Here is a 24,411-nt window from a genome sequence, read left to right on the forward strand (position 1 = left end):
ATGAACGACGAACCCACCTCGACGGTCCCGCACGAAGACGGCGGCAAGGAACCGACGCGCACGCGGGCATCGCATCGCGTTGGACATACGCACCCGCGTCTGTGGGCGCGTGCTCGTCAAGCGTTTTTCGCTCTTCCCCGCGGGCTTCATGTTGTGATGCTCGTGATCTTTATGATTCTCGGATTCGCGTTGGTGACGCAGGTGCGCGCACAACGTTCCGACCCGCTTGAAGGGCTCTCCGAGCAAGATCTGGTGACCGTGCTCGATGAGCTGGGGACCCAGGAACAAAATCTGCGTACCCGCCGCGGCGAGCTTTCCGGTGAACTCGATGAGCTGCGTAGTGCAGCCGATGAAGCGCAAGCGCGCGAGCAGGCGACTCGCAAGGCCGAAACGCAGGCACAGATCGCCGCCGGAACGGTTGCCGTGCATGGTCCCGGAGTCACCGTTGCAGTTGCGGACCCAGGCGCTAACTTGACCCCGACACAATTCGTCATGACGCTGGGGGAGTTGCGCAATGCTGGAGCTGAGGCCATTGAACTGAATGGCGTGCGCCTGTCGACGCGAGCAGCTTTCACCGGTCAGGCGGGGGCAATCGTGGTTGACGGTACCCCGATCACGTCGCCGTACACATGGAAGGTGATTGGTGAAGCCCAGACGATCGCAACGGCCCTCGATATCCAGGCGGGATCGGCCGCTCAGATGCGCGCGAAGGGAGCGATCGTTCAGATCACGCCCAGTGATGATCTGTCGATCACCTCTCTCGCGACGCCCAAGCCGCCACAGTTTGCTACCTACGGGTGACATCGCGATAGACGCACCGCCCAGTGGTGCGTGCTCGCGCCTGATACAAGCCAAACGTTTACACTTATCTCAGTTCATCTTCTTATTTCTTGGAGCGCACAATGTCTGACAACCAGCCGTTCGATCCGACTGCAACCTCAGTTTTCGGCTTGGCGCCTGTGGTTGATGAGGTCGAAGAGGCGCCCGTTGCCCTGTCCGCTCGCGACCGCGAGGCCGTCGAGGCGCTGCCCGCCGGATCGGCTCTTCTCATCGTGCAGCGCGGTCCGAACACGGGTGCGCGATTCCTTCTGGACCCGGAGGTGACCAACGCCGGTCGCTCTCCTAAGGCCGATATCTTCCTCGATGACGTGACGGTGTCCCGTAAGCACTGCCAGTTCATCGCCTCTGAGGGCGGACACATCGTTCGCGATTCGGGTTCGCTCAACGGAACGTACGTGAACCGCGAACGCGTTGATTCCATCCAGCTGCGTGCCGGCGACGAAGTGCAGATCGGTAAGTATCGCCTGACGTATCAGCCCTCGACCAAGCAGGCCTGACGTGTCCGCAGCCGTTGCGCACGCGCGGGGGGCAGCTTCGTCTCACGAGGCGCGCTCGTGGCCGCAGGATGCTGATCACAGCCCTGAGCTGTCGATCGGTCGCGTTGTCGACGCTCTGAAAGAGGAATTCCCCGCCATCTCGCTGTCCAAGGTGCGTTACCTGGAGAGCGAGGGGCTCGTGGCTCCGGCGCGTACGGGTTCGGGTTACCGCAAGTACTCCGCTGCCGACGTCGAGCGGTTGCGTTACGTGCTCACGGAGCAGCGCGATTCATTCACACCGCTGAGTGTGATTCGCACGCAGCTCGATGCGCTCGATGCCGGGCACACACCGACGCGCCGCAGGGTTGCCCAGGTTGTTTCCTCCGAGGGGCAAACGGTGTCGTTGGGCGGACGCCGCGCGATTCCTGCGGCTGACCTGTGCGATCTGACGGGTGTCGATATGGAGACCCTTGAACGCTATACGCGCCTCGGGCTTATCACGCCGGACCTGGCGGGTTATTTTCCCTCGCGTTGCGTGCAGGCAGTGTCCGCTATTGCCCGTCTTGAGTGTGCTGGAGTCGACGTGCGCGTGTTGCGTGCGGTCCGGCAGGGTGCAGAGCGTAGCGCGGATATCATCGATCAAACGGTGTCCTCGCAGCGGGGACGAGGCCGTGGCGCGGATCGCGAACGTGCACGTGCCCGAGCGGTTGAGCTGGGGGAGTTGTTTGCCGAGCTGCACCGCGACATGTTGACGGTAGCCGTGTCCGCTCTCGCGGACGATGGAGACTAAGTCTCATGTTGAACATGAAGGTTAGACTCGCCGCTTCGGTCATTGACCACCGTTCGTCAGTGCTCTACCGTAGTGCTGTTCTCATCAAGTACCACCTGCAAGGAGCCCGACAGTGAGCGCACAAGCGAACGCCGCTAGCCGGCAAGGCATGCTTTTCGGTGACCCGCTCGAAGGCCTTGATACGGACGAGATGGGATACCGTGGCCCGGTCGCATGCAGCGCCGCTGGTATTACGTATCGCCAGCTCGACTACTGGGCTCGCACTGGTCTTCTTCAGCCGTCGATCCGCGCCGCGCGTGGTTCCGGTTCGCAGCGTCTGTACTCATTCCGCGACATCCTTGTCCTGAAGGTCGTCAAGAAGCTCCTCGACGCCGGCGTGTCTCTTCAGCAGGTACGTATCGCAGTGTCATCGCTCCAGAACAGGGGAGTGGACGACCTCGCCTCGATCACCCTGATGAGCGACGGCGCGTCCGTGTACGAATGCACGTCGACGGATGAAGTTATCGATCTGCTTCAGGGTGGCCAGGGCGTCTTTGGCATCGCGGTTGGCCGTGTATGGCGCGAGGTCGAAGGGTCGCTTGCAGAGCTTCCGCTCGAACGCTCCGAGCCCGCGTTCGTTGATGAGCTCGCCGAGCGTCGTCGTTCTAAGCTCTCCGCGTCCTGACACGTCATCTTTCACACTAGCTGTGGGGGCCAGGCTCAGCCTGGCCCCCACAGCTATTTCCGTGTATTGGAAACGCTCGTCGTCGCCGTTAGCGGCGCCCGAGGGGGCGCCTCACCGTGAAGGAGGATTCAACGTCGGTGATTTCGACAGTCACCATCCCGTTTTCGTCGACGATGTAGGATTCCTCAATCAGTGGTCCATCTTCGGTGCGGATGACTGGGACGGTGCTGAGGTCAATGTCATCGCGGCGCAAAGCGCGATCGAAGGGGACGATCACTTCGCCGTAGGGCTGAAGATCGCCGCGCGGCACCCCGGCCTCGTCGAACGACGAATACTCAACGAAGCGGAAGTAGCCGATGTTGTGCGCGGCGCGGTAGCGGCGCTTGATCGTCAGGGTCTCGCCGGGAGCAAGTTCAGTGTTCGGCTCCAGGAGGGTGTCGAACGAGATGAACGAGCCAGCCTCGCGCTCACGGAAGACGCCGACGCCGCGCGAGAGTTGTTCGCGTACCGTGTACGCGGCCTCGGGATCGGCGCCGATAGCGAGGCCGATCGCGGTCGACGCAGCGGTGTGAGGAGAGCGGTGCACGCGGCGGCCAAAGCGCGAACGGAGCACTCGGGCAACAAGCGGCAGCTGCGAACCGCCACCAACGACGTAGAGGCCGGCGATGTCGCCGCCGAGCTGGCCGACACCGGATGCATCAGGCACCAGAAGCGGCTCCATCGCAGCGATCGTCGCTTCAACGAGGGGAGTGGCGGCCTCGTAGAAATCGGCGACCGAAATCGTGACGGGCTTCCCTTCGACAGGTACGGTGATGAACTTCGTCGAAGGGGAGAGGGTCTCCTTGGCGTCGCGCGCGTCTTCGATCAGCTGTTCCCACGCAGCGTCGCCGAGTGTGCCTGAATCCGTACCTGCGGCTGCGGCCAGACGGGTAGCAAGCACCAAGTCGAAGTCGTCGCCGCCGACCATGTTGAGGCCACGCGATCCCATGACCTCGTGAAGCGTACCCGTGGCGGACACAATGGAGGCATCGAAGGTGCCGCCGCCCAGGTCGTAGACGAGGATCGCGGTGCGCTTGGAATTGAGGGTTCCCGCATGGCGGTGGGTGTACTCGAAGCCGGCAGCGGAGGGTTCGTTGACCATCGCGAGGACGTCCCAACCCGCGCGGCGGAAGGCCTCAAGAGTAAGGAAGCGCTGCGCCGACCACGCGTGCGCCGGAATGCCGACGAGGGCTTCGAGCGGCTCCGAATCAGGCAGCGACGCGATGGAGGAGTTGGTACGAAGCTGGCGCACGACGTAGCTGAGGAAACCTGTCAGTGCGTCGAGGATCGAGATGCTGTGATTGCCCAGGCGCAGCGTCGAGGTGTCAGTCACCGACGGGTCGGAGAGCAGGCGCTTGAAAGAGCGCAGGTGGGGAGCGCCCTCCCTGGCGGCGTCCTCGGCATCAAACCCATAGATCAGTCGGTCGCCGTCAAGAGCGATGATGGACGGAACGAAATCGACCGTATCGTCATTATTGTTGACGAAGGAAACGATCGGGTAGTTGCCCCGATCGACGATAGCGATCGCAGTGGTTGTGGTGCCAAAATCAACTCCGAGTCTCATGGCACCCACACTAGCGTTTAAATAGGGGAGGTCCTAGGACGTCTCGCCGGGCGTTCCTACATTCCCCAGTAAGGCCCTGTTTACAATGGTGACAAAGAGCCAGGCGAGCAGGAAGTATGCGCATCCAGCAATGGCATCAACCACATAATGGTTGGCTGTTGCGACGATTGTCACGATCGTTAAAGCGGGGTGGATGGCGAGGATGAGTCGCGCCCACCACGAGCGCCACACGTACGTTCCGAGCATGACTGCAACCCACACGGACCAACCCGTGTGCATCGATGGCATAGCGCCGTAGGGGTTCGCGAGCGTGCCAAACAGCTGAGAATATGCGGACGTGTGCTCGGCGACCGCATCGACGAAGCCGAGCTCAGGGACGAGGCGCGGGGGAGCCAGGGGATAGGTCCAGTAGGTGACGAGCGCTCCAATCGTCATGATGACGAGTGTCCATCGGGCGACCCGATAGTGAGCGGGGGCCTTCAGCCATAGGATGACCATGGCAAAACCAGTCATTGCGAAAAAAGAAACGGCGTACTGGGTCGAAGCGAGCGATGCGACGAATGGGTGGGCTGTCAGCCATGCGTTTGCACGGGCTTCGATGAACAGGCCGAAGCGGGACTCGAAGGCGGCAACATCGTGCGCATGTGCGACGGCGACGGATTCGGGTGCCTTCGCAAGGAACGACAGAATTGAATACGACAGGCATGCCAGCGCGAGCACGATGGTCTCTCGGATGGCATGGGGGCGCTGTGTGCGCGGGTCGCAGTCTGTCGTCATGGTTGTAACTGTACCGCGTGGTTGGAGAGAGGTAAGGAAAGAAAAACGGACATAATGTACATTATCGGATCGAAGGGGTGGGGCGTAGCCGAGCCTCAGTATCGTTCCGCTTGACGTGTCAGATAGAATGGTCCCGTTTCTTATCTACGTCCAGGAGGCTGTTATGGCTGACCGCGCACTGCGTGGCATGCAGATCGGTGCGAAGTCCCTCGAGTCCGAGGACGGCGTCGTTTTCGCCGACCGTTTCGTCGTTCGTTACGCCTGCCCGAACGGACATGAGTTCGAGGTGACGCTGTCCAGTGAGGCGACAGCTCCGGCGACCTGGGAATGCAAGTGCGGTCAGACCGCTGAGCTTATTGGCGAGACCGTTGAGGACGAGGAAAGCAAGCCCGTCAAGCCGCAGCGTACCCACTGGGACATGCTGCTCGAGCGTCGCTCGGTCGAAGAGCTTGAAGTTGTCCTTACTGAGCAGCTCACTGCATACCGCGAGGGTCGCTTGCGTCCCGAAGGCTCTTACCGCAAGGGCTGATCACTTCGAGAATGCTCGACGGGCGGCTTGGGTCAGGCGACCCAGGCCGCCTTTCGTTACCATGACGAGCTCCTCGACGAAGATCGACGAGTCGAGTTTCGACTCGCCGGCGATGCGCTCGTCGAAGGTGATCGGCACTTCGGTGATGACGGCTCCCAGGGAACGCTCCAGTTCGGTCATTTCAACCTGGAAGCCAAATCCGGTCGTCGCTACCCGACCGAGGACCTCGTGCTGGGCTAAAAAGGCGCTACGGTGCAGGCGTAGCCCTGCTGTTGCGTCTTTGACCGGAGTGCCCAGGCAAAATCGGACATAATAATTGCCTGCTTTTGACAGGGCGACGCGCTTGGACGACCACCCGTTGATGGCACCGCCGGGCACCCAACGTGAGCCGATGACGAGGTCGGGCTTATCGGGCCCAGCCATACGTGCCAGCAGCTTCGGCAGATCCACCGGGCGGTGAGATCCGTCCGCATCCATCTGGAGAATAAACGGATAGCCCTGCTCGATTCCCCAACCCATACCGTCGACGTAAGCGGTTGCAAGGCCGGACTTCGCGGGACGGTGCAGGACGTGAAGCCGTTCCTCCTCCTTGCAACGAGAATCGACCCACTCCCCCGTTCCATCCGGCGATGAGTCATCCACAATGAGGATATGGGCATGGGGCACGTGGGCCCATACGCGCGTGAGAATATCCGGGAGCGTCTCCATCTCGTTGTAGGTTGGAATAACGATCAGGGTATGGTCCCCCTGCGGAGACGGAACAAGGCGCTCAGAAACGGTCATGATTCACATTTTGCCGAATTTAGTGGCTCGACGCACGCCTGGCACGCGCTGAGGCCCTTATTCCTTGCCCGATAACTGTCACTAACGCCAGAGCGTTGATAACAAACGTGGCGGCCATGACGGCGCCTGGAACCCTCTCCCCCGCCCACGCTGTCACTGTCAGCGACGAACGCAGCGGAATATCGGCAGCGAGCGTCGCCGCCTCCTCGGTACCTGTGCTCGCGAGAATCGAGCCGTCGGGACGAATCACGTACGAGTGGCCGGTCGTGGAAGCCTGAACGGCACTGCGTGAATACTCCATCGCGCGCATTCGCAAGAGCTGGCCCTGCTGCGCGGACTCGCCCGAGGAACGGAAGTGATAGTTGTTCGACGGAACGATAATCGCCTGTCCGCCACGAGCGACGCCGTCGCCGATCACGAGGGGGTACGCAGCCTCGAAACAGATACCGACGGCCAGGGGAACACTGCGCCCGTCGCGTGCCTCAATCGTCATCAGGGGAGGCTCCTCCCCCGCTTCCATATCCTTGCTGGACTGAGCAACTTCGGTTGCGAACGAAGCAATGAAGTCCCGGAAAGGAATGAACTCGCCAAAGGGAACGGGAACGTGCTTGGAGTAACGTGCGGCCTCGTCCATTCCCGTGCCCGGGTCCCATACCGCCAGCCAGTTCTTCACGCGGTCGCGCTCGTTCAGGTTCGTGTAGCCGATCAGGATCGGCGCATCGAGCGCCGTGGCGGCTCGATCGACGGCCTGGCCAATCGCAGGGAATGCAAGCGGATCGCGGTCAACGGATCCTTCGCCCCAGATTGCAAGATCGATCGGGTCGTGCGCGAGCTCCGGCGAACTCGCGAGCTCCAGGGATGCCCGCACGTTGTTGTCGGTCACCTCGCCCTCACGACTGTAGGCCTGAGCGCCCGGCAACGCGATATCGCCCTGGACGACACCGATACGCAGCATTCCGTTCTCAGCCTGATTCGGTAGCGTCACCGCAAGCGGAGCGATAAACGCGCCTGCCACGATCAGGGCAAGGGCTGGACGCGAAAACCAATGCTCGCGCACGACGCTGGCATCGCGAGCGGCACAAGCACGCCGAACCAGAACCGCCAGGAAAACAACGACGACAGTGATCAGTGTGGTTCCCCCGTAGGGAGCCAGGCGGCCAAGGGATGAATCGACCTGCGGCAATGCCACCGACCCCCAGGGAAAGCCCGACCACGGCCAGCGCGAGCGCGCGGCGTCAACACCGGCCCACGTGAGTGCGTAGAACAGGGCCTGCATGATGGGTCCCCGTGCCCATGCCCACAGCTGTGTCCAACGCGCGAATAACGCCCATGCCATGAGGAAAAGAGTCTGGACGAACGCAAGGACGAACCAGGGAGGCCTCGTACCCACCGCCAAAGGAATCCAGTCGATGAGCGGAATCCAGAAGCTCATGCCGAACACGAAGGTAACCGTCAGCGCACGCGGTGCCCTGGCCTCGTCGATGCGTGAAATGTACAGTGCGAGAGCGGGCACCGAGAGCCACCACCAGCCCAGCGGCGGGAACGACGCATACAGCGCGAGTCCCGCAACAGCGGCGATGATCGAATCACCGCAGATGTGTGCGAACGAGACCCGTCGCAAGATCTCCTGATGCTCCACGAGCCCTCCGCTCTCTTAAATCGTCGACCACGCAACGATACCGCGACCGATGCGGTCCTTCGCGGCCTCGGCCTTCCGTGCAAGCTCGCCGCTAGACGACGCCGACGCAATCTGACCGAGGCAGTCCATGACCTGACGCATCCAGCGGACGAAATCTCCGGCCTGGATCGGCGTGGCATCAATAGCTGTGGCCAGCGTCGAGCCGTGCGCCCACGCAAGTGTGGCAGCCATCAGACCGGCGTCGAGGCTCGGGGTCAGGTCGCAGCCACAGGCCTTTTCGACGCGGTGCACGCGCTCCAGGGTCGCGAGGCTCTCGTGCCAGGCTTCCTGCAGCCGAATGCCTACGCCCGCAGGCGCCAGCTGCTGGGCATCGTCGTCGGAGCGAGAATCGTAGACGAGCGCAGACACCATCGACGCGAGCTCCGCCTCGTCGAGCTCATTCCACGTACCCTCATTCATCGACATGGCGACCACCAGGTCGCGCTCACCAAAGATTCGGCGCAAGCGCTGACCCGCGTCTGTGACCTCATCCCCGGCCAAAAATCCGAGACGTTCGAGGACCGCGCAGACACGATCGAACTGGGCAGCCACGGAACCTGTCTGGGAGTCGATGGACGAGCGGAGACGATCGATCTCGCGTGCCAGGCGTGCCCACTGGGCGCCGGCTCGAGCGTGCTCCTCGCGATGCGGGCAGCGGTGCACCGGATGCTGACGCATCGCGAGACGTAGTGCCGAGACCGGATCAGAGGCCTGCGTGGAATCTGCTGGGACCTCGTAGAGGCCCCTGGCTGCGCCGGAACGCAACTCCCCGGCGATGCGCGTGCGCTCCTTCGTGCGCCGTAGCGCAGACCCACCGGGAATGGACATATGGCCGACGACAGCAATTGCACCGCGCACGTCTTCGGGGGCCAGTGCCCTCCACGTGGCGTCCTCCCCGATCACCGAGACCTCAACTCTGCCCGAGGCGCTGGTCGCCTTTGCCCCAACGACACACAGCCGCGTCTTGCGGCCACGAGTCAGTGCGAGGACGTCACCCGGGCGCACGCCGGACAGAAGACGACGCGATTCATCACGTGCCTCGCGCTTGCGCGCTCGTGCGCCGGACTTCTCCGCCTGACCCAACTGGTCGCGCAGCGTCAGGTACTCGCGGACATCGCCGTGCGAACACGACAGGTCCTCGGCCGTCGCGTCGCGCTGAGCCTCCAACTCGGTTAGTCGCGACGCGAGCGCGACGACAGCGGAATCGGCCTGATACTGCGCGAAAGAGGACTCCAAGACCTTGCGAGTCTGGGCGCGCGTCGAGCGCGCGAGCAGGTTGACGACCATGTTGTACGTCGGAGTGAACGCGGAAATCAACGGGTACGTGCGCTTTGACGCGAGGGCTGCGACCTCTTCGGGTGCCACTCCCCCACGATGCGAGACGACAGCGTGCCCTTCGGTGTCAATACCGCGACGCCCCGCGCGTCCCGAGAGCTGCGTGTACTCGCCAGCAGACAGAGAGACATGCGCCGAGCCGTTCCACTTCGTGAGAGACTCGATGACGACCGTGCGAGCGGGCATATTGATGCCGAGTGCCAGCGTTTCCGTCGCGTACACCATCTTGACGAGGCCGCGCGAAAACAGGTGCTCGACGCTTTCCTTCATGAGGGGCAGCATGCCAGCGTGGTGGGCAGCGATGCCGCGCATGAGGCCGCGTTTCCACGCCTCGGTACCGAGAACAATGGCATCCTCGGGAGGAAGAAGCGCGATGACCTCATCCACGTAGCTCTCGATCTCGGCGGCCTCCGAGCGCGTCGTCAGCGTGATGCGCGTGGAGAGGATCTGACGCACCGCGTCCTCGCATCCTGCCCGCGAGAAGATAAAGGTGATGGCGGGCAGCAGCCGCGCACGGTCAAGAGAAATCAGCGTCGAGGGGCGCGACTCGCGACGTACCCGGACCTCGTGGTTCCACGAGCGCGAGCCGCGCCCGCCACGCATCCCTGAGTCGCGCGTCGCCGCCACGAGCTCGGGGTTCAGCTTCCCCTTACCGGTGGGCGCGTACAGGTCGAAGATGTCCTCGCCGACAATCATGTGCTGGTAGAGCGGGACGGGACGCTTCTCAGAGACGATAATCTCGCAGGTGGAGCGCACCTCACGGATCCACGCCCCGAACTCCTCGGCGTTGGACACCGTGGCAGACAGCGCGATGATCGCAACGTGTGTGGGCAGGTGAATGATCACTTCCTCCCACACCGGGCCGCGCATCTTATCCGCCAGGTAGTGGACCTCGTCGAGGATAACGACGCCCAGGTCATCGAGGGCTGCACCAGCGTAGATCATGTTGCGCAGGACCTCTGTCGTCATGACGACGACCGGGGCACCGGAGTTCACCGACGTGTCGCCGGTTGCCAGGCCGACGTTGTCCGCACCGTAGAGGTCGCACAGCTCCAGGTACTTCTGGTTGGACAAAGCCTTGATCGGCGTCGTGTAGAACGCGCGCATTCCCTGCTCGAGCGCGACGTATGCGCCGAACTGGCCCACGATGGTTTTACCCGCGCCCGTAGGAGCGGCCACGAGGACAGAGCTGCCGGCCTCGACGGCATCGAGTGCCTGGATCTGGAATGGGTCAGGGGTGAAACTTAGCGTGGACACCCAACGGGCGCGCAGCGACGAGGCAGCCTGCGCCTCGGCCTTGTACGCGGCGTAGCGCTGGGCTGCACTGCCCACGCCGAGGCCGACTTCCTCCTCGCGCTGGGTCATGTGGTCAGCATCCCGGGTGCGGTGGCGACGTCGTTTGGGGCTCACGATGCATCCTCTCGGTTCCAGGTCGACAAAACTGAGCGCGCACGGCGTGCGGCCTCCTCGCGCATATCCGGCGTTGCTGCGCGCAGGTGTGGGGCAATGTCGATGAGGAGGCTCAGGCCCCACTGTTCGTTCCAGACGGGCAGGGTGATGCGCGCTCCCCCGCCGTCCAGCTCGGCAATGATGTGACCGTCGTATTCGTCGGCGATCCACCGAGCATCGCGATCGACGTCGAGCGTCCAGGAGGGTGCGTCATGACGCACGCGGCGCGGCTCCTCGACGCGCGGGCCCTCGCCGCGCACATCGCTGATCGCCGCGACCGCGAAGCTGCGAGCCTCCCCCGCGCGAGTACACCATCCGCGCAGAAGCCAGCCGCTCGCGCTCGCCTCGAGCGACCACGGGTCGACGATGCGGCGCGTGCGAACGCCTGAAGCGGACACATAGGAGAAAGACACTCGTTCTTCGCGCAGGAGGGCGTCGCGCAGAGTCTCAAGGCTCGCGCTTGACGAGGCCAGAGACGGGATCGCTTCCACGTGCTGTTCCGCCTCAGCCTCTTTCAGACCCCCGAGCGCGCAGACAACGAGGGCTGCATGCGGAACATGCGTGGAGAGCTCCTTGCCAAGCAGCGGAGTCATCGCAGATAGGCCAATGAGAAGAGCCTGCGCCTCAAGCGTTGACAGCCGCAGCGGTGCCGAGGCGCCCAGCGTCGAGCGTAGTGAGACACGCTGTTCTTGCTCGTACAGCTCCCAATCGAGCTCAAAGGACGCGCCGGGCAGTGAATCTCCAACAGAGGCAAGGTATTCGACGTCGCGACGCACCTGCCGACGAGTGCGATGGAAATGCGCAGCGATCTCATCGACGCTCGCGCCCGGGTGCTCGCTCATCCACGCCACCATCGAGGCAAGCCGGACGACGGCCAGCTGAACGTTCTCAGGCATCGTGCTCACCCCACGTAGCAGCAATACGCAGACGCGTTACCATCGCGTCTCGCAGCGGCTCGGGTGCGACGACGATGACGTCGTCTGCCAATGGAAGAAGACGGCCTATCCACGTTCCCATCTCTGCGCCTTCAAGCGCGATACGTTCCCAGCCGTGCCGAGGCGAGCCGTGCTCCTCAGACGATGCCCCGGCCTCGTAACCGTGGAGAAGCGTGCGCGCAGTGGAGTCCGCGCGCACGTGGACAACGGGAGAGACAAACGATGACACGCGAGGAAACGCCGCTCCCTCGGGTGGAAGCGAAGCGTCGCCTGGCTCTCCGATGAAGGAAATCTGCGAGCGTATGCGCGACACACGGAAGGTGCGTTCGTCCCCTCGGTCGAGATCCCACCCCCACAAGTACAAGGCGCGACCCTGCACCGACAGAGCCCACGGCTCGACGGAGCGCTCAGTGAGCTCGCGCGAGCCAGGGTATTCGAAACACACCACGCGCCGCTCGCGAATGGCCTGCGACAAGACAGTGGCGGCCCCGATACCGGTGAGACCCAGACGAATAGCGGGAGCAGGAACGTCCTCGGAGGAAGCTGCAGCTGCCTTCGCATCGATCGCGTCGGCGAAAAATTCGCTGCTGTCCCACGCGCGTGCGGCCAGCGACATGAGCGCGCGGTCGGTACTCGTCACTTCGATGCCGGGCGCAAAAGAATCCCAGGCGATGCTGTAGCGCTCCCCCGACTGGATCGTCATGTGGGCACCAGCGTCGCGCAATGCATCTTTGTCACGCTGGAACTGCGTTTCGAAGGCATCGTCCGCGAGCCCCTGATATCCGGGAAGAGCACGCAATTGCGCCTTCGTGCGCCCGGGACGCGCGCCCAGGAGCTCGACAAAAAGCTCAAGGACGCGCACGTTAGCGTTGACAGCGGTACTCACCCGCCTACCCTACGCGAAACGCGCGCGTCCCGAGCATACGGCGCACCGTTTAGGACTGAGGCGACGCGGCATCAGCCGTGCTCGCGTACTCGTTGGTCACGATGACGGTCGGATCGACGTCTCCTTCGAGGACCCCAATCGACGTCAGGAACGACACCATGGAAGACCAGGTGGCGAGATCCTGCACGCCGTCAGCGTGGGCATCGTCTCCGAGCCACAGAGGAACGGTCGCAGCGAGTACGGCATTGGCTGCGGCCAGCGACGTCTCGTCGCTGAGCGTCGTATCCCACTTCACCGTCGCGTCAATCGCGACCTGAGGATCGGCTGCGATCGCGTTCATCGCCTCGGTGGTTGCGGACACGACCGCGCGTGCCGCATCAGGGTGGGCCTGCGCCCACTCGCGTGTCGTAATAATCGAGGCCGCCACCAGCGGAGTCGAGGCACCATCCAACGGGATCTCCCGGATGTCGATGCCCGCCAGTCTCATCTGCACCGCGTCATTGTTGGTAAAGCCAACGACTGCGTCCACCTGGCCAGCCGCGAGGGCCGCTTGCTGCGTGTAGCCAATCGACGAAATGGTCACGTCTGATGTCTGCAGGCCACCGGCCTTGATAGCGGCAAGGGTGGCATAGTAGCTCGAACCATACTCACCCGGAATACCGATGTTCTTTCCGGCGAGGTCAGCCAGGCTTGTAATCGATGACGAGGCAGGGACGATGACACTCCCCGGGTAGGTCGCGTAATACTGGCCAATCGACACGAGGTCCATGCCCTGCGAGGCGGCAACCGCAGCCTCGTCGCCGGAGGCAATGACCACGTCCTCCTGGCCGGCGAGAAGCGCCGTGAACAGACCCTCGTCCGAGCCGTGATGGCGAACTGTGGGCGTGATGCCGGCGTCGTTATACAGCCCCTGAGAATCAGCGACATAGACGGGAGCAAACTGTACGTTTGGAATGTAGGTCAGGCCGATCGTCACGTCCGAGGCGCCCTTCGAGGACGCGTCCGACTGCGTTGCGCCGGGACCGGCTGTGCAAGCGCCCAGTGTCAGCGAGACGCTGGCCCCAATAACGGTCGCGCGAACGAAAGTGGAAAGCTTCAAGGGATGTCTCCTTCACTGCGTGATGGCGTAACGCTTTGACCGCTCAATGCGATACACGATGACATACAAAATTGTTGCCATGATGCACAGGATCGTGATGACGACAAACATGCCGGCGGTGTCCACGTTGCTTCTCATTTGAGTGAGTACCTGCCCGAGCCCGGACCCTCCCATGACCATCTCCCCCACGACTGCGCCCGTGACAGACAGAGCAAACCCGTTACGCAGGCCGCCCAGAATGGCGGGCGCGGCAAGAGGTAGCTCCATGTGTGCGGCCATCGTCCAGCCCGTCGCGCCGTCAAGTGCAGCAGCTTCGAGCAACTCGCGATCGATATGACGCAAGCCGACGACGGTGGATACAAGGATCGGGAAAAACACCATGAGCGCGCACAGTACGATAACCGGCGTGATGCCATACCCGACCCACAGCACGAGAATGGGGGCGATTGCGATGGCGGGCAACGCTTGGGTTGCTCCAAGGAAGGGTTCCACCGCGGCGGCCAACAGCCGCCAGCGGTAGATCGCATACGCGAGTGGCAGCGCAACGACCGTTCCGAGCGCGCACCCCGCGATGGCCTCGCCTCCCGTCACCGCAATCTGGCGCCAGGTGGTAGGGCGCTGGAGCAGTGCCACGCCTTTTCGGGCAACAGCAAGCGGATCGGGCAGACGCCAGGCTTCGATGCCGGTCAATGTTGTCGTCAGCCACCATCCCGCCAGCACAAGGGCAAGGAAGATGATCGGTGCCGCGACGGTGAGCGCACCGCGGGGCTTGTTCCGAATTGCCACGACTTACTTTCCGACACCGGGGGTACGCGCAGCACAGCAGACGCACGGATGCGCCTCATGCACTCCTCCCATCCGGACTTTAACCGTCGGTGCCGGAATTTCACCGGCTCAACCGCCCTCGTTCTGTGAAGGCGGGTCGCGGACTATCACCGCCGGTTCGGACTTTCACCGACCCCGGAGTACTCGTGTGCCATTGTGCCACCGACCGGCGTGCTGCGCGAGGCGTATCCGCTATGAAAGAAAAAGGGCGGCCGGACGGGATCTCGTCCCGTTCCGGCCGCCGAAATACGTGTGCGATCAGTGTGAATGGGCGTTGGCGAGTTCGCGCAGCGCCTCGACCTCACGATGAGCGTCTTCCGCACGGAAGACTGCGGAACCCGCGACGAAGTTGTCGGCGCCGGCTTCGGCCGCACGCTCGATGGTCGCGCGGGAAATGCCGCCATCGACCTGGATCGACACCTGCAGCCCCGCGGCGTTGATGGCGGCGCGCGTGCGCTTGATCTTCGGGATCATCTGCTCGATGAAGGACTGGCCGCCGAAGCCGGGCTCAACCGTCATGATGAGGATCATGTCGAACTCGTTGAGGATGTCCACGAAGGGGGCGATGTCTGTCGCGGGCTTGAGAGCCAGGCCGGCGCGTGCACCGATGCGGTGCAGTTCGCGTGCCAGGCGCAGCGGTGCTGCTGCGGCCTCTGCGTGGAAGGTGACGGACTCGCAGCCGACCTCCGCATACTGCGGCGCCCAGCGATCCGGGTCCTCGATCATGAGGTGCGCGTCGACCGGGAGAATGCCGGACTTGACGACGGCCTCCGCGACGGGCAGACCCCACGAGAGGTTGGGGACGAAATGGTTGTCCATGACGTCGACATGAGCGATGTCCGCTCCTGCGATCTTGGTGAGCTCACCGCGCAGGTCAGCGATATCGCAGTTGAGAATCGACGGGCTAATTGTGGCGTTCATAACGCATATGCTAGCGCTTGCGCAGGCAGGCTACAAACATAAGATCCGTGCCGAAACGGTGGTCCCAGAGCTGGAGCGTCCGACCGCTAAAGCCCTTGATGACGCCCGCAGATGCCGGCACGTCCAGCGCCTCGGGTGCGCATTCGTTTGCGAGCGCCACGGTGTCAAGCAGTTCAACCTCGCCAGCCTTGAGCAGACGCTCGACCTGTTCACGCGTCTCGGCTGCGTGCGGCGAACACGTGATGTACGTGAGAACGCCTCCGGGGCGTGTCAGCGCAACTGCTCGATCGAGGAGTTCGCGCTGGAGGACCGTCAGTTCCTCCACGTCTGCGGGCGTGCGGTTCCAACGGGACTCGGGGCGTCGGCGCATCGACCCCATGCCCGTGCAGGGGGCATCGACGACGACACGGTCGAAAGAACCGAGCGGCCATGCACTCTGGCCCCCACCGAAGGTACGACCGTCGCCGCTCACGACCTCGATGGAGTCGAACTGCCGTGTCGTCCGCTCCACGAGGCGGGCGCGGTGCGGGTGCATCTCGTTGGCGGTCACGCGTGCTCCCACGCCTGCAGCGAGGCCGGCCAGAAGCGCGGCCTTGCCACCGGGACCCGCACACAGGTCGAGCCAGCGCTCGTCGGTGTCGCCCTCGAGCGGTGCGGACGCAGCGATAAGGGCAGCGAGCTGCGACCCCTCATCCTGTGCGCCGGCACGGCCGTCGCGAATCGAGGGCAGGCGCGCGGGATCGCCGGATTCAAGGAACACTGCATACGGGGAGACAGCACCCAGGGCGACGCGCGTGTCGAGAATATCCTCGGCCTCGTCGGCGAGTTCGTCGACGCTCATCAGCGACGGGCGCGCCACCAGAGTGACCGTGGGAACCTCGTTATCAGCCTCGAGAACGTCGAGAAGTTCTTCCTCGGGGTAGCCGTGGGCCTTCAGGGCGTCGCGGAACGCAGCAACCATCCACGCCGGGTGCGAGTAGCGTACGCCGAGGGCTTGATCCTCGTCGGCGATGGCATCCATAGCTGCCTCGCGCTCGGATGGATCCTCGCGAGTGATCGAGCGCAACACGGCATTAACGAAACGCACGGGGCCATCCGTCAGGTGCTCTCGTGCGACGTCCACAGTCGCCGACACAGCAGCATGATCAGGCACTCGCATGTCGAGGAGCTGGTGGGCGCCCATGCGCAGGATGACGAGCGCGCGTGGATCGAGATCAGCCAGTGGACGATCGATGTGACGGGAGATCACCCAGTCGAGTCGGCCGATCGCACGCAGCGTGCCGTGGACGAGCTCGGAGGTGAAGGCAGCGTCCCGATCGGAGAAGTGACCGTCGCGCCGGGCTTGGCGCAGAGCCTTCGGCAACACGATGTTCGCGAACGCGCCCTGGGTCTCGACCTCGTGAAGAACGTCGTAGGCGATACGACGAGGCTCATCGGCCTTGCGCAGCTTGCGGTAGCCGTCCGCGTAACGCTTCTCGCTCATCGCTCTCCCTCCAGCTCTCCGCCAAGGCGAAGGTCTTCGGAAGGCCGCGCTCCCCTCGCCCAGGCAGCAGCGTCCATCCAGGACTTACCGGCCGGCGCCACCTTTCCGAGCACGAGAGCACCGCTCGTACACCCGACGGTGACCTGCTTCTTCGTCACTTCGAGCTGCCCGGGTTCGAGATCGTCTCGCTCCACGGGCGTTGCCTTGTCGAGCTTCATGCGTGCCCCGCCCGGCAACACCGTGTAGGCGCCGGGATTGGGCGTCACAGAACGAATGATGCGATCCTCGTACCCGGCATCGTGCGTGAACGACACGTAGCCGTCGACGTGCTCGAGGCGGCGTGCATGCGTCACGCCGTCCGACGACTGCGGTGTCGCGGTTGCATGGCCAGCAGCGAGCGCATCGACGACGCCGAGCACCTGGTCCGCCCCGGCCTCGGCCATGGATGAGAGCAGCTCGCCCGCGCTCTCATGTCCGATCGGAACCTCGACGCGCGAATAGACGTCGCCCGTATCCAGGCCCTCCTCGAGGTTGAACACGCAGGACGCGGTCGTCGCGTCGCCTTCGCGAATCGCCCACTGGACAGGAGCAGCTCCACGCCACCTCGGTAGATCCGAGAAATGAAGGTTTGCCCACCCGTGTACGGGCATTGCCAGCACGTTCGGGGGAACGAGGCCGCCGTAAGCGACAACGACACCGAGGTCCGCCTGCACGTCCTCGATGCGCTGAGCAATGTCGGGGGTTTTCAGCGTCGTTGTCTCCAGCAGTTCGACACCCGATTCGGCGGCGACTTCCGCCACCGGTGACGGGTACATCGTCTTTCCGCGGCCGCGCCGAGCCGGTGGACGAGTGATGACGAGGGCGACCTCGTGGGACGACGACAGCAGGGCCCGCAGCGTGGGAACTGCGGCCTCGGGGGTACCAGCAAAAATAATGCGCACGGCCGCCAGTTTACGGCACTGCGCAGGCCATGACTCAGAAGAGCTCGGGTGGGTTCACGCTCATTTTGACGAGCGGAACCTTGCGGGCACTGCGCGAGCGTCGAATCTCGGTAAGAACGGCGAGCATCGACGTTGCCCCGGCCAACGGGCTTCGCACCAGCGTGCGCACTTCGTTTTCCTCGCCCTCGCGCGTCGCCGGGCGCACGACGGTGCCGACCAGCTCCGCTCCTCCATCGCGAATGACCTGTTCGGCAACTTGACGGACCTGAGCCGCTGGCCCATCGAGGGCGACCATCGTCGTAGCCGGGAAAAAGCCGAGAGCCTCACGCTCGTCGAGAAGCCGATCGGCGTAGTCGGTGGGAGCCCACCGCACGAGCGCCTGCGCTAAGGCATCGGGAATCGTTCCGACGACGAGGCCGGGGTGGCCTGGACGGACAAGAGACAGCACGTTGAGCCACCGCCGAGCAGCCTCCTCAGGGGCCCACAGTTCGGCTCGCCCAGCCAATGCGTGCGCGTCGAGGATGATGGCGGCGGCGTAGCCACCGTCCACGTCTGGCTCAGCGCCCGGCGTCGCAACAACGACCGTGGGGCGTGAGGGCAGCTGGCGGCTGATTCTGTGGGCAGCCGATGACTCGAGGACCGACGCGTCCGGGAGGTTGCGTGCAATCTCCTCGGCGGTACGTGTAGACCCCACGCGAGCTGCGCGTAGCTCAGTTCCCGAGCAGTGTGGGCACCGCCATGACTGCGAGGTGCGCGCACACCATGAGCAGGTCGCCTCTCCCCCGCTGCCCACAGCGAGGGGACCTGAGCAATGGCGGCAGCGCGCACGCTCGCCGCAACGGCGGCACACGACCGTGGGCCAATAGCCGGACGCAGCGACCTGGATGAGAACGGGGCCTTCGCGCAGGCCCTGGCGAATCATGCGCAACGCTGCCGGGGGGATGCGCATGTGACCGCTGGCGCCCTCACGTTCTGCTTCCGTCGCGCCGTGCAGATGCACGCGTGGAGTCGCGTCGCGCAGCGCGCCGGGCACCGGATCGAGACTGACCGCCCATCCAGAACGGATGAGAGCCTGTGCCTTCACCGAGCGTGCGAAGGAAGCAACAAGGAGTCCCGCGCCCTCCACCGCGCACCGTTGAACGGCAACGTCGAGAACGTCGCAGCGCGGGAACCGGCGCTCACGAAGGCGATCGTCGCCGTCGTCGCAGATGACGATGAGGCCCAGCTTCGCACAGGGAACCCACACTGCCGACCGTGTGCCAACAACAATCGGAAGACGCCCGAGTGTCGCGGCTGCGTGGATGCGGTAACGCTCCTCGGGCGACACCTCACCGCCTGTGACAGCGACGGGCACCCCGAGGTCCTCCTCGAGTGCACGTGCGTATCGTGCGGCGTCCTCTCCGGTGGCAGTCACGATGATGGCGCTGCGCCCCGACGAAACAGTGGCAGCGACGGCATCCGACAGGCACGCGCGCATCCGGGGACGCAGCGCGGTCACGACTGCACGCGGAGACTCTCCGGCTGCAAGGCGGTGAAGCAACGCGTCGCCAGCACGATACGATGCCCAGCCTTCGGAAACAGTCGGAGCTTGAACGGATGGCCACACCGACTCGTGTGCCTGTACGACGGTCTTTTCGCCGCGCGCATGTCGGGGTGGGATAGCGAGCGACAGGACCTGCGAGGTCGTTGCGAGAAACCGCGTCGCGATGCGACGTGCAACCTCGTACAGTGCGGGCGTCAGCACTGGGATTGCAGACGATACCGATTCGATCTGCGCGGTGTCGTCAAGCACATCGCGACGTGTACGCTCAACGATCCAGCCGTCGACGCGAGTCCCGGAAAACCGTACGCGAACTGCGCGGCCGACCTCGGCCTCGTCAATGAACTTGTCAGGAACGACGTAATCGAGCGGCCGATCCACGTGCGGCAGATCGACGTCAACGAGCACGCGAGCGATCTCCGCGGCCCGAGACCGCGGCGGATCAAAACCGTCAAGCATGCCCTGTTGGGAAGTCATGATCCTAGTGAATCACGGCCAGCACACATCTGCGTCCCGCTCTCAGCCGAGAAGCTTCAGCCCGTACTTCGCGACCACCATGGCGAGCACGCCAAAGACGATCAGACCCCACAGGGCCCAGTCGAGGCCCTGGGCGACGATACGCCGCAGTCCCTCGGGCGCCGGGATGACGCCATCGCGAATATTGATGCGAGTGATTCCTCCGAAGACGAGCGTTGTCGTCAGGGTGATCAGCAGGCACCACGGGCACAGCACCTGGATGATGAAATACGACTGTCCGAACAGCCAGAACGCAAAGAACAGCGCGATTGTGTACAGCAGGTTCGTGCCCAGCATGTACCAGCGCGGGAACTTCACGCCCGCGAAAATGGCGACGGAAATCGCGAGAACCACGGCCTCGAAAAAGATGCCGAGGAAAGCATTGGGAAAGCCGAGGATCCGTGCCTGCCACGTCTGCGCAACCGCCGAACACGACAAGACGGATGAAATATCGCAGCCGAAGCGCGCCGAAGAATCAGCGGCCAGCTGCCATGCCTCGATCGAGAGGACGAACGACGTGACGAGGCCGATGAAGCCGGAGATGATCATCTCCAGGCTCGTGCGCCGACGCCACGCGCGCCGAGCGTCCTCGGTCTCGTACGAAGGCAGGTAGTCCTCGGCTGCCAAGGCCTCGCTCATGCGAGCGCAGCCTTGAGCTGGTCGACGCGGTTGGTCGCCTCCCACGGGAACTGGTCGCGGCCGAAGTGGCCGTAGGCAGCGGTCTCGCGGTAGATCGGACGCAGCAGATCGAGGTCCTCGATCATGCCGAGGGGACGCAGGTCGAAGACCTCGCGGATGGCGTCCGCGATGCGCTCCTCGGGCACCGAAGCGGTCCCAAAGGTATCGACATATAGGCCGATCGGGCGAGCGCGTCCAATCGCGTAGGCAAGCTGAATTTCGCACCGCTGAGCGATGCCGGCGGCAACGACGTTCTTAGCCACCCAACGGGCGGCGTAGGTAGCGGAACGATCGACCTTCGACGGGTCCTTGCCGGAGAAGGCGCCGCCGCCGTGACGGGCCATGCCACCGTACGTGTCGACTATGATCTTGCGGCCGGTCAGGCCGGCGTCCGCGGCTGGACCACCCAGGACGAAACGACCTGAGGGGTTGATCAGGGTCTTCATGGAGTCGGTCGCCAACGCCAGGCCAGACTCTTCGATGACGGGGTGAATGACGTAGTCACGCACAGCGTCGGCGATCGCCGACTGCGACAGCGCCTCGTCGTGCTGGGTGGACACGACGACCGTGTCGATACCCACCGGGCGACCGTCCTCGTACGCGAGAGTCACCTGGGTCTTGCCGTCGGGACGCAGCCCTTCAACGATGCCCTGCTTGCGAACGTCAGTCAGGCGCTTCGCGAGGCGGTGTGCCAGCCAAATGGGGGCGGGCATGAGGTCCGGGGTGTCCGAAGAAGCGTAGCCGAACATGATGCCCTGGTCGCCCGCGCCGAGACGGTCGCGCGGGTCACCGCCCTGGGTGCCGCGCACCTCAAGAGCTTCATCAACGCCACCGGCAATGTCGGGGCTCTGGCCGTCGAGCGACACGGACACGCCGCAGGAGGCACCGTCGAAGCCAACGCGTGACGAGTCGTAGCCGATCGACAGGATCTCGCGACGAACGATCTCCGGGATCTCGACGTACGCCTCGGTCGTCACCTCACCGGCGATGTGGATGAGACCGGTGGCCGCCATCGTCTCGACGGCAACGCGCGAGCGGGGATCGGCGGCAAGCAGCGCGTCGAGGATCGCATCGGAAATACGGTCACAGACCTTGTCGGGGTGACCTTCGGTAACGGACTCAGAAGAAAAAAGCTGTTGACTCACCGCTTTAGATTATCAAGGAATGAAGCCATATGGCCGACAAGACCAGCAGCCACCTCATCCTTTGAGCCGACGTAACGGCCAGCGATGGCCCCGCGTGCATCAAGGAGGCGAATGTCGTTGGGGACGTCGCCGAATCCGACGCTCTCCCCCACCCGATTCAGGCAGATGAAATCAGCTCCCTTTCGTGCTGCCTTATCAGCGCCGTAGGCGAGAATCTCCTCCTCGGTGCCGGTCTCTGCAGCGAATCCGACGACGAGGGGCGGGCGCTGCTCGCTGTGCCCGATCTCGGCGAGGATATCGGGATTACGAACCAGGCGAATTGTCGGAGCTTCCTCGTTGGATGGGTCCTTCTTGATCTTCGACTCCGAGGCGGCTTCGGGCCGGAAGTCCGCGACGGCTGCCGTCATCACAAGAGCATCGGCATCGGCCACCTGAGCGATTGTTGCCTCACGCATCTGCAGGGCGCTCCCCACTCGGGTCACCTGCACGGCCGTTGGCAATGTTGCGAGCAAAGCCGACTCGACGTTTGCGGCGATCACGCGTACGGATGCGCCGGCTCGCGCCGCTGCCGACGCGAGCGCCAGTCCCTGACGGCCGGACGACTGATTGCCCAGAAAACGTACCGGATCGATGGGTTCACGCGTGCCGCCGGCGGTGATAACAACCGTGCGACCAGCAAGAGCGCTCGATGCCTGCTCGTGAGCATCGAGGACCTCGAGAGCCGCCTGCGCGATTTCCTCAGGTTCGGGAAGGCGGCCGACACCGCTGTCGCCGGAACCAAGCGCGCCAGAAGCAGGTTCGATGACGTGGAAGCCGCGCTCACGAAGCGTTTGAACGTTCGCCTGCGTAGCGGGCGCCAGCCACATGTTGGAATGCATCGCAGGGGCAACGACAACGGGAGCGTCCGATGCGAGAACCGTCAGCGACACCATGTCGTCGGCGAAGCCGCCAGCAAGGCGCGCCAAAGAATTCGCGGTCGCGGGCACGATGACGATGAGATCCGCGACGCGAGCAAGCTCCACGTGCTCGGCGCGCCCCTCCCCCGCAATATCCACGGCGACCGGGCGGGACGTGATGCCCTCCCAGGTGGAACGGCCAACGAAATCCAAAGACGCGCGCGTCGCAGCGACATACACGTCGTGGCCCGCGCGTTGACACTCGCGGACCACGATGGGTGCTTTAAAGGCTGCGACGCCGCCGGTGACTCCGACGACGATCGTTGCCATGTCAGGCCTCGGGGTTAGCTTCGAGAGACAGGAGGCCTTCGTTGATCTCACGCAGGGAAACCGCAAGCGGCTTCTCATCCGGCTGCACGTCGACGACCGGACCCACGAACTGGATCATGTTCTGCTGAAGCTGCAGATTGTACGAGTTAATCTGGCGCGCACGCTTCGCGGCGAAGATAACCAGCGCGTACTTGGAATCGACGTGCTCCAGCAGATCGTCAATGGGCGGGGACGTGATGCCCACGGGCTGGGCAACAATTCCGGACATGCGTGTATTCCTCTCAGTGGCGGATTCAGATAGATACTACTCCAGGCCAATGAGCCGAGCCAGCTCATCCACCGCGCGCTCCACGTCGTCGTTGATCACAACGTGGTCAAACTCCGAGGCAGCCTCGAGCTCAACCCGGGCAGTGGCCAGGCGGCGAGCCTGTTCCTCGGGGCCTTCCGTGCCGCGGCCGATCAGGCGACTTTCGAGCTCCTCCCACGAAGGCGGAGCGAGGAAAATGAACTGCGCGTCGGGCCTGTTGGTGCGGACCTGGCGCGCGCCGGCCAGGTCGATCTCAAGAAGCACGGGCTTGCCAGCAGCGAGGGCTTCATCGACGGGTCCGCGAGGCGTACCGTACTTGTTTTTTCCATGAACAAGCGCCCACTCCAACATGTCTCCGCGTTCGATCATTGCATCGAACTCTTGGGCGGAAACGAAGTAGTAGTGGACGCCGTTCAGTTCACCGGGCCGAGGATCGCGAGTTGTTGCCGAGACCGACACGTTGAGCGTCGGGTAGCGCTTTGTGAGCGCAGCGACAACAGTTCCCTTTCCAACGGCTGTAGGGCCAGCGAGGACAGTCAGTTGAGCCTTAGTCATGACTCAAGTGTGCCACGCTCGACCGCGTCAGCCGAAACGCTCGACGAGCGCCTTCCGCTGGACGGGGCCGAGGCCACGCACACGCCTGCTCTGGGCGATCTTGTACTCGTCCATCAGTACGGCAGCCGTGTTCGTGCCGACGCGCGGCAGCGACTCCAGTAGCGAAACGACCTTCATCTTCGCGACTGCTTCGTCTGAATCAGCGAGTTCCAAAACCTCCGACAGGTTCATCGAGCGCGCCTTGAGCGCGTTCTTCACTTCGGCGCGACGCCTCCGTGCCTGCGTTGCCTTCTCGAGAGCCTGCGCCCTCTGTTCTGGCGTGAGATCAGGTAGTGCCATTCTGATCATCTCCTCGGTTGGGATCTTCGGTAAATAAACTATGTCACCTTCCAGACCACTAGTGCCAGACCAAAACGCTGCTTCTTTAGTA

Annotated in this window: 24 protein-coding genes and 1 riboswitch; of the genes, 5 read left to right on the forward strand and 19 right to left on the reverse strand. The window is 63.7% G+C overall.

Translation table 11 applies throughout. The features are described 5' to 3' along the window. From HMPREF1137_RS04080 to HMPREF1137_RS04095, 4 genes are all read left to right on the forward strand, one after another. Positions 1-801 carry a DUF881 domain-containing protein gene (locus tag HMPREF1137_RS04080; protein WP_007589294.1) on the forward strand — a complete coding sequence of 267 codons (801 nt, stop codon included), beginning with the start codon at positions 1-3 and terminating at the stop codon, positions 799-801. 101 nt (positions 802-902) lie between these two features. Beyond that, positions 903-1,337 (forward strand): FHA domain-containing protein, encoded by a 435-nt coding sequence (locus tag HMPREF1137_RS04085; RefSeq protein ID WP_007589255.1) that lies wholly within the window; start codon positions 903-905, stop codon positions 1,335-1,337. Between the two features lies 1 nt (position 1,338). Beyond that, on the forward strand, positions 1,339-2,106 hold the full coding sequence (gene ftsR, locus HMPREF1137_RS04090) for a transcriptional regulator FtsR (protein WP_007589216.1): 768 nt from the start codon (positions 1,339-1,341) through the stop codon (positions 2,104-2,106). 112 nt (positions 2,107-2,218) lie between these two features. Next, on the forward strand, positions 2,219-2,770 hold the full coding sequence (locus tag HMPREF1137_RS04095; protein ID WP_007589288.1) for a MerR family transcriptional regulator: 552 nt from the start codon (positions 2,219-2,221) through the stop codon (positions 2,768-2,770). An 88-nt stretch (positions 2,771-2,858) separates the two neighbouring features. Here HMPREF1137_RS04095 and HMPREF1137_RS04100 read toward each other — a convergent pair whose 3' ends face one another. Then, positions 2,859-4,373, reverse strand: coding sequence for an Hsp70 family protein (locus tag HMPREF1137_RS04100; protein WP_034496776.1), 1,515 nt, complete (start codon positions 4,371-4,373; stop codon positions 2,859-2,861). A 33-nt stretch (positions 4,374-4,406) separates the two neighbouring features. Beyond that, positions 4,407-5,150 (reverse strand): phosphatase PAP2 family protein, encoded by a 744-nt coding sequence (locus HMPREF1137_RS04105; protein WP_007589311.1) that lies wholly within the window; start codon positions 5,148-5,150, stop codon positions 4,407-4,409. A 163-nt stretch (positions 5,151-5,313) separates the two neighbouring features. Between HMPREF1137_RS04105 and HMPREF1137_RS04110 the strand changes: the two genes are divergently transcribed. Then, positions 5,314-5,679: an RNA polymerase-binding protein RbpA gene (locus HMPREF1137_RS04110; RefSeq protein ID WP_007589234.1), complete on the forward strand. Its 366-nt coding sequence runs from the start codon at positions 5,314-5,316 to the stop codon at positions 5,677-5,679. Here the strand turns inward: HMPREF1137_RS04110 and HMPREF1137_RS04115 are convergent, their stop codons facing one another. From HMPREF1137_RS04115 to mihF, 17 genes are all read right to left on the reverse strand, one after another. Further along, the gene (locus HMPREF1137_RS04115; RefSeq protein WP_007589260.1) at positions 5,680-6,462 is read right to left on the reverse strand and encodes a polyprenol monophosphomannose synthase; all 783 of its coding nucleotides are present in this window, start codon (positions 6,460-6,462) and stop codon (positions 5,680-5,682) included. Positions 6,463-6,481: 19 nt separating this feature from the next. After that, positions 6,482-8,101, reverse strand: a complete 1,620-nt coding sequence (gene lnt, locus HMPREF1137_RS04120) for an apolipoprotein N-acyltransferase (protein WP_007589253.1) — start codon at positions 8,099-8,101, stop codon at positions 6,482-6,484. A 15-nt stretch (positions 8,102-8,116) separates the two neighbouring features. Then, on the reverse strand, positions 8,117-10,885 hold the full coding sequence (locus HMPREF1137_RS04125; RefSeq protein WP_034496779.1) for a DEAD/DEAH box helicase: 2,769 nt from the start codon (positions 10,883-10,885) through the stop codon (positions 8,117-8,119). Then, positions 10,882-11,820, reverse strand: coding sequence for a helix-turn-helix transcriptional regulator (locus tag HMPREF1137_RS04130; RefSeq protein WP_007589246.1), 939 nt, complete (start codon positions 11,818-11,820; stop codon positions 10,882-10,884). Before HMPREF1137_RS04130 ends, HMPREF1137_RS04125 begins: the two co-directional genes overlap by 4 nt. Continuing rightward, the gene (locus HMPREF1137_RS04135; protein WP_007589290.1) at positions 11,813-12,745 is read right to left on the reverse strand and encodes a helix-turn-helix transcriptional regulator; all 933 of its coding nucleotides are present in this window, start codon (positions 12,743-12,745) and stop codon (positions 11,813-11,815) included. The genes HMPREF1137_RS04130 and HMPREF1137_RS04135 overlap by 8 nt, the downstream gene beginning before the upstream one ends. Positions 12,746-12,794: 49 nt before the next feature. Next, positions 12,795-13,844 carry an ABC transporter substrate-binding protein gene (locus tag HMPREF1137_RS04140; protein ID WP_007589226.1) on the reverse strand — a complete coding sequence of 350 codons (1,050 nt, stop codon included), beginning with the start codon at positions 13,842-13,844 and terminating at the stop codon, positions 12,795-12,797. Positions 13,845-13,856: 12 nt separating this feature from the next. Continuing rightward, entirely contained in the window at positions 13,857-14,630 is a 774-nt protein-coding gene (locus tag HMPREF1137_RS04145) for an ABC transporter permease (protein WP_007589247.1), read from the reverse strand. Positions 14,631-14,686: 56 nt separating this feature from the next. Beyond that, positions 14,687-14,816, reverse strand: a riboswitch (FMN riboswitch). A gap of 111 nt (positions 14,817-14,927) precedes the next feature. Further along, positions 14,928-15,590, reverse strand: a complete 663-nt coding sequence (gene rpe / locus HMPREF1137_RS04150; protein ID WP_007589304.1) for a ribulose-phosphate 3-epimerase — start codon at positions 15,588-15,590, stop codon at positions 14,928-14,930. A gap of 10 nt (positions 15,591-15,600) precedes the next feature. Beyond that, positions 15,601-17,073, reverse strand: a complete 1,473-nt coding sequence (locus HMPREF1137_RS04155) for a transcription antitermination factor NusB (RefSeq protein ID WP_007589265.1) — start codon at positions 17,071-17,073, stop codon at positions 15,601-15,603. Continuing rightward, positions 17,070-18,014 carry a methionyl-tRNA formyltransferase gene (locus HMPREF1137_RS04160; RefSeq protein WP_007589196.1) on the reverse strand — a complete coding sequence of 315 codons (945 nt, stop codon included), beginning with the start codon at positions 18,012-18,014 and terminating at the stop codon, positions 17,070-17,072. Before HMPREF1137_RS04160 ends, HMPREF1137_RS04155 begins: the two co-directional genes overlap by 4 nt. A gap of 34 nt (positions 18,015-18,048) precedes the next feature. Then, positions 18,049-20,031: a primosomal protein N' family DNA-binding protein gene (locus HMPREF1137_RS04165; protein ID WP_034496783.1), complete on the reverse strand. Its 1,983-nt coding sequence runs from the start codon at positions 20,029-20,031 to the stop codon at positions 18,049-18,051. A gap of 42 nt (positions 20,032-20,073) precedes the next feature. After that, complete coding sequence (locus tag HMPREF1137_RS04170; RefSeq protein WP_007589261.1) at positions 20,074-20,709, reverse strand: vitamin K epoxide reductase family protein; 636 nt, start codon at positions 20,707-20,709, stop codon at positions 20,074-20,076. Further along, entirely contained in the window at positions 20,706-21,893 is a 1,188-nt protein-coding gene (gene metK, locus HMPREF1137_RS04175; RefSeq protein ID WP_007589210.1) for a methionine adenosyltransferase, read from the reverse strand. The genes HMPREF1137_RS04170 and metK overlap by 4 nt, the downstream gene beginning before the upstream one ends. Then, on the reverse strand, positions 21,890-23,119 hold the full coding sequence (gene coaBC, locus HMPREF1137_RS04180) for a bifunctional phosphopantothenoylcysteine decarboxylase/phosphopantothenate--cysteine ligase CoaBC (RefSeq protein ID WP_007589268.1): 1,230 nt from the start codon (positions 23,117-23,119) through the stop codon (positions 21,890-21,892). The genes metK and coaBC overlap by 4 nt, the downstream gene beginning before the upstream one ends. A gap of 1 nt (position 23,120) precedes the next feature. Next, complete coding sequence (gene rpoZ, locus HMPREF1137_RS04185) at positions 23,121-23,387, reverse strand: DNA-directed RNA polymerase subunit omega (protein WP_003792400.1); 267 nt, start codon at positions 23,385-23,387, stop codon at positions 23,121-23,123. 36 nt (positions 23,388-23,423) lie between these two features. Further along, positions 23,424-23,981 carry a guanylate kinase gene (gmk, locus tag HMPREF1137_RS04190; RefSeq protein ID WP_007589232.1) on the reverse strand — a complete coding sequence of 186 codons (558 nt, stop codon included), beginning with the start codon at positions 23,979-23,981 and terminating at the stop codon, positions 23,424-23,426. Between the two features lie 27 nt (positions 23,982-24,008). Next, positions 24,009-24,320: an integration host factor, actinobacterial type gene (gene mihF / locus HMPREF1137_RS04195; RefSeq protein ID WP_007589281.1), complete on the reverse strand. Its 312-nt coding sequence runs from the start codon at positions 24,318-24,320 to the stop codon at positions 24,009-24,011. Positions 24,321-24,411 lie beyond the last annotated feature (91 nt).

The organism is Actinomyces sp. ICM39, assembly GCF_000282935.1.
Taxonomy (GTDB): domain Bacteria; phylum Actinomycetota; class Actinomycetes; order Actinomycetales; family Actinomycetaceae; genus Pauljensenia; species Pauljensenia odontolytica_B.

Excerpts from the sequence above, each read along its gene's own strand:
- HMPREF1137_RS04080 (WP_007589294.1), top strand. The coding sequence starts at position 1 with ATGAACGACGAACCCACCTCGACGGTCCCGCACGAAGACGGCGGCAAG.
- HMPREF1137_RS04085 (WP_007589255.1), top strand. The coding sequence starts at position 903 with ATGTCTGACAACCAGCCGTTCGATCCGACTGCAACCTCAGTTTTCGGC.
- HMPREF1137_RS04100 (WP_034496776.1), bottom strand. The coding sequence starts at position 4,373 with ATGAGACTCGGAGTTGATTTTGGCACCACAACCACTGCGATCGCTATC.
- HMPREF1137_RS04105 (WP_007589311.1), bottom strand. The coding sequence starts at position 5,150 with ATGACGACAGACTGCGACCCGCGCACACAGCGCCCCCATGCCATCCGA.
- HMPREF1137_RS04110 (WP_007589234.1), top strand. The coding sequence starts at position 5,314 with ATGGCTGACCGCGCACTGCGTGGCATGCAGATCGGTGCGAAGTCCCTC.
- HMPREF1137_RS04115 (WP_007589260.1), bottom strand. The coding sequence starts at position 6,462 with ATGACCGTTTCTGAGCGCCTTGTTCCGTCTCCGCAGGGGGACCATACC.
- HMPREF1137_RS04130 (WP_007589246.1), bottom strand. The coding sequence starts at position 11,820 with ATGCCTGAGAACGTTCAGCTGGCCGTCGTCCGGCTTGCCTCGATGGTG.
- rpe (WP_007589304.1), bottom strand. The coding sequence starts at position 15,590 with ATGAACGCCACAATTAGCCCGTCGATTCTCAACTGCGATATCGCTGAC.
- HMPREF1137_RS04155 (WP_007589265.1), bottom strand. The coding sequence starts at position 17,073 with ATGAGCGAGAAGCGTTACGCGGACGGCTACCGCAAGCTGCGCAAGGCC.
- HMPREF1137_RS04165 (WP_034496783.1), bottom strand. The coding sequence starts at position 20,031 with ATGACTTCCCAACAGGGCATGCTTGACGGTTTTGATCCGCCGCGGTCT.
- HMPREF1137_RS04170 (WP_007589261.1), bottom strand. The coding sequence starts at position 20,709 with ATGAGCGAGGCCTTGGCAGCCGAGGACTACCTGCCTTCGTACGAGACC.
- coaBC (WP_007589268.1), bottom strand. The coding sequence starts at position 23,119 with ATGGCAACGATCGTCGTCGGAGTCACCGGCGGCGTCGCAGCCTTTAAA.
- rpoZ (WP_003792400.1), bottom strand. The coding sequence starts at position 23,387 with ATGTCCGGAATTGTTGCCCAGCCCGTGGGCATCACGTCCCCGCCCATT.
- gmk (WP_007589232.1), bottom strand. The coding sequence starts at position 23,981 with ATGACTAAGGCTCAACTGACTGTCCTCGCTGGCCCTACAGCCGTTGGA.
- mihF (WP_007589281.1), bottom strand. The coding sequence starts at position 24,320 with ATGGCACTACCTGATCTCACGCCAGAACAGAGGGCGCAGGCTCTCGAG.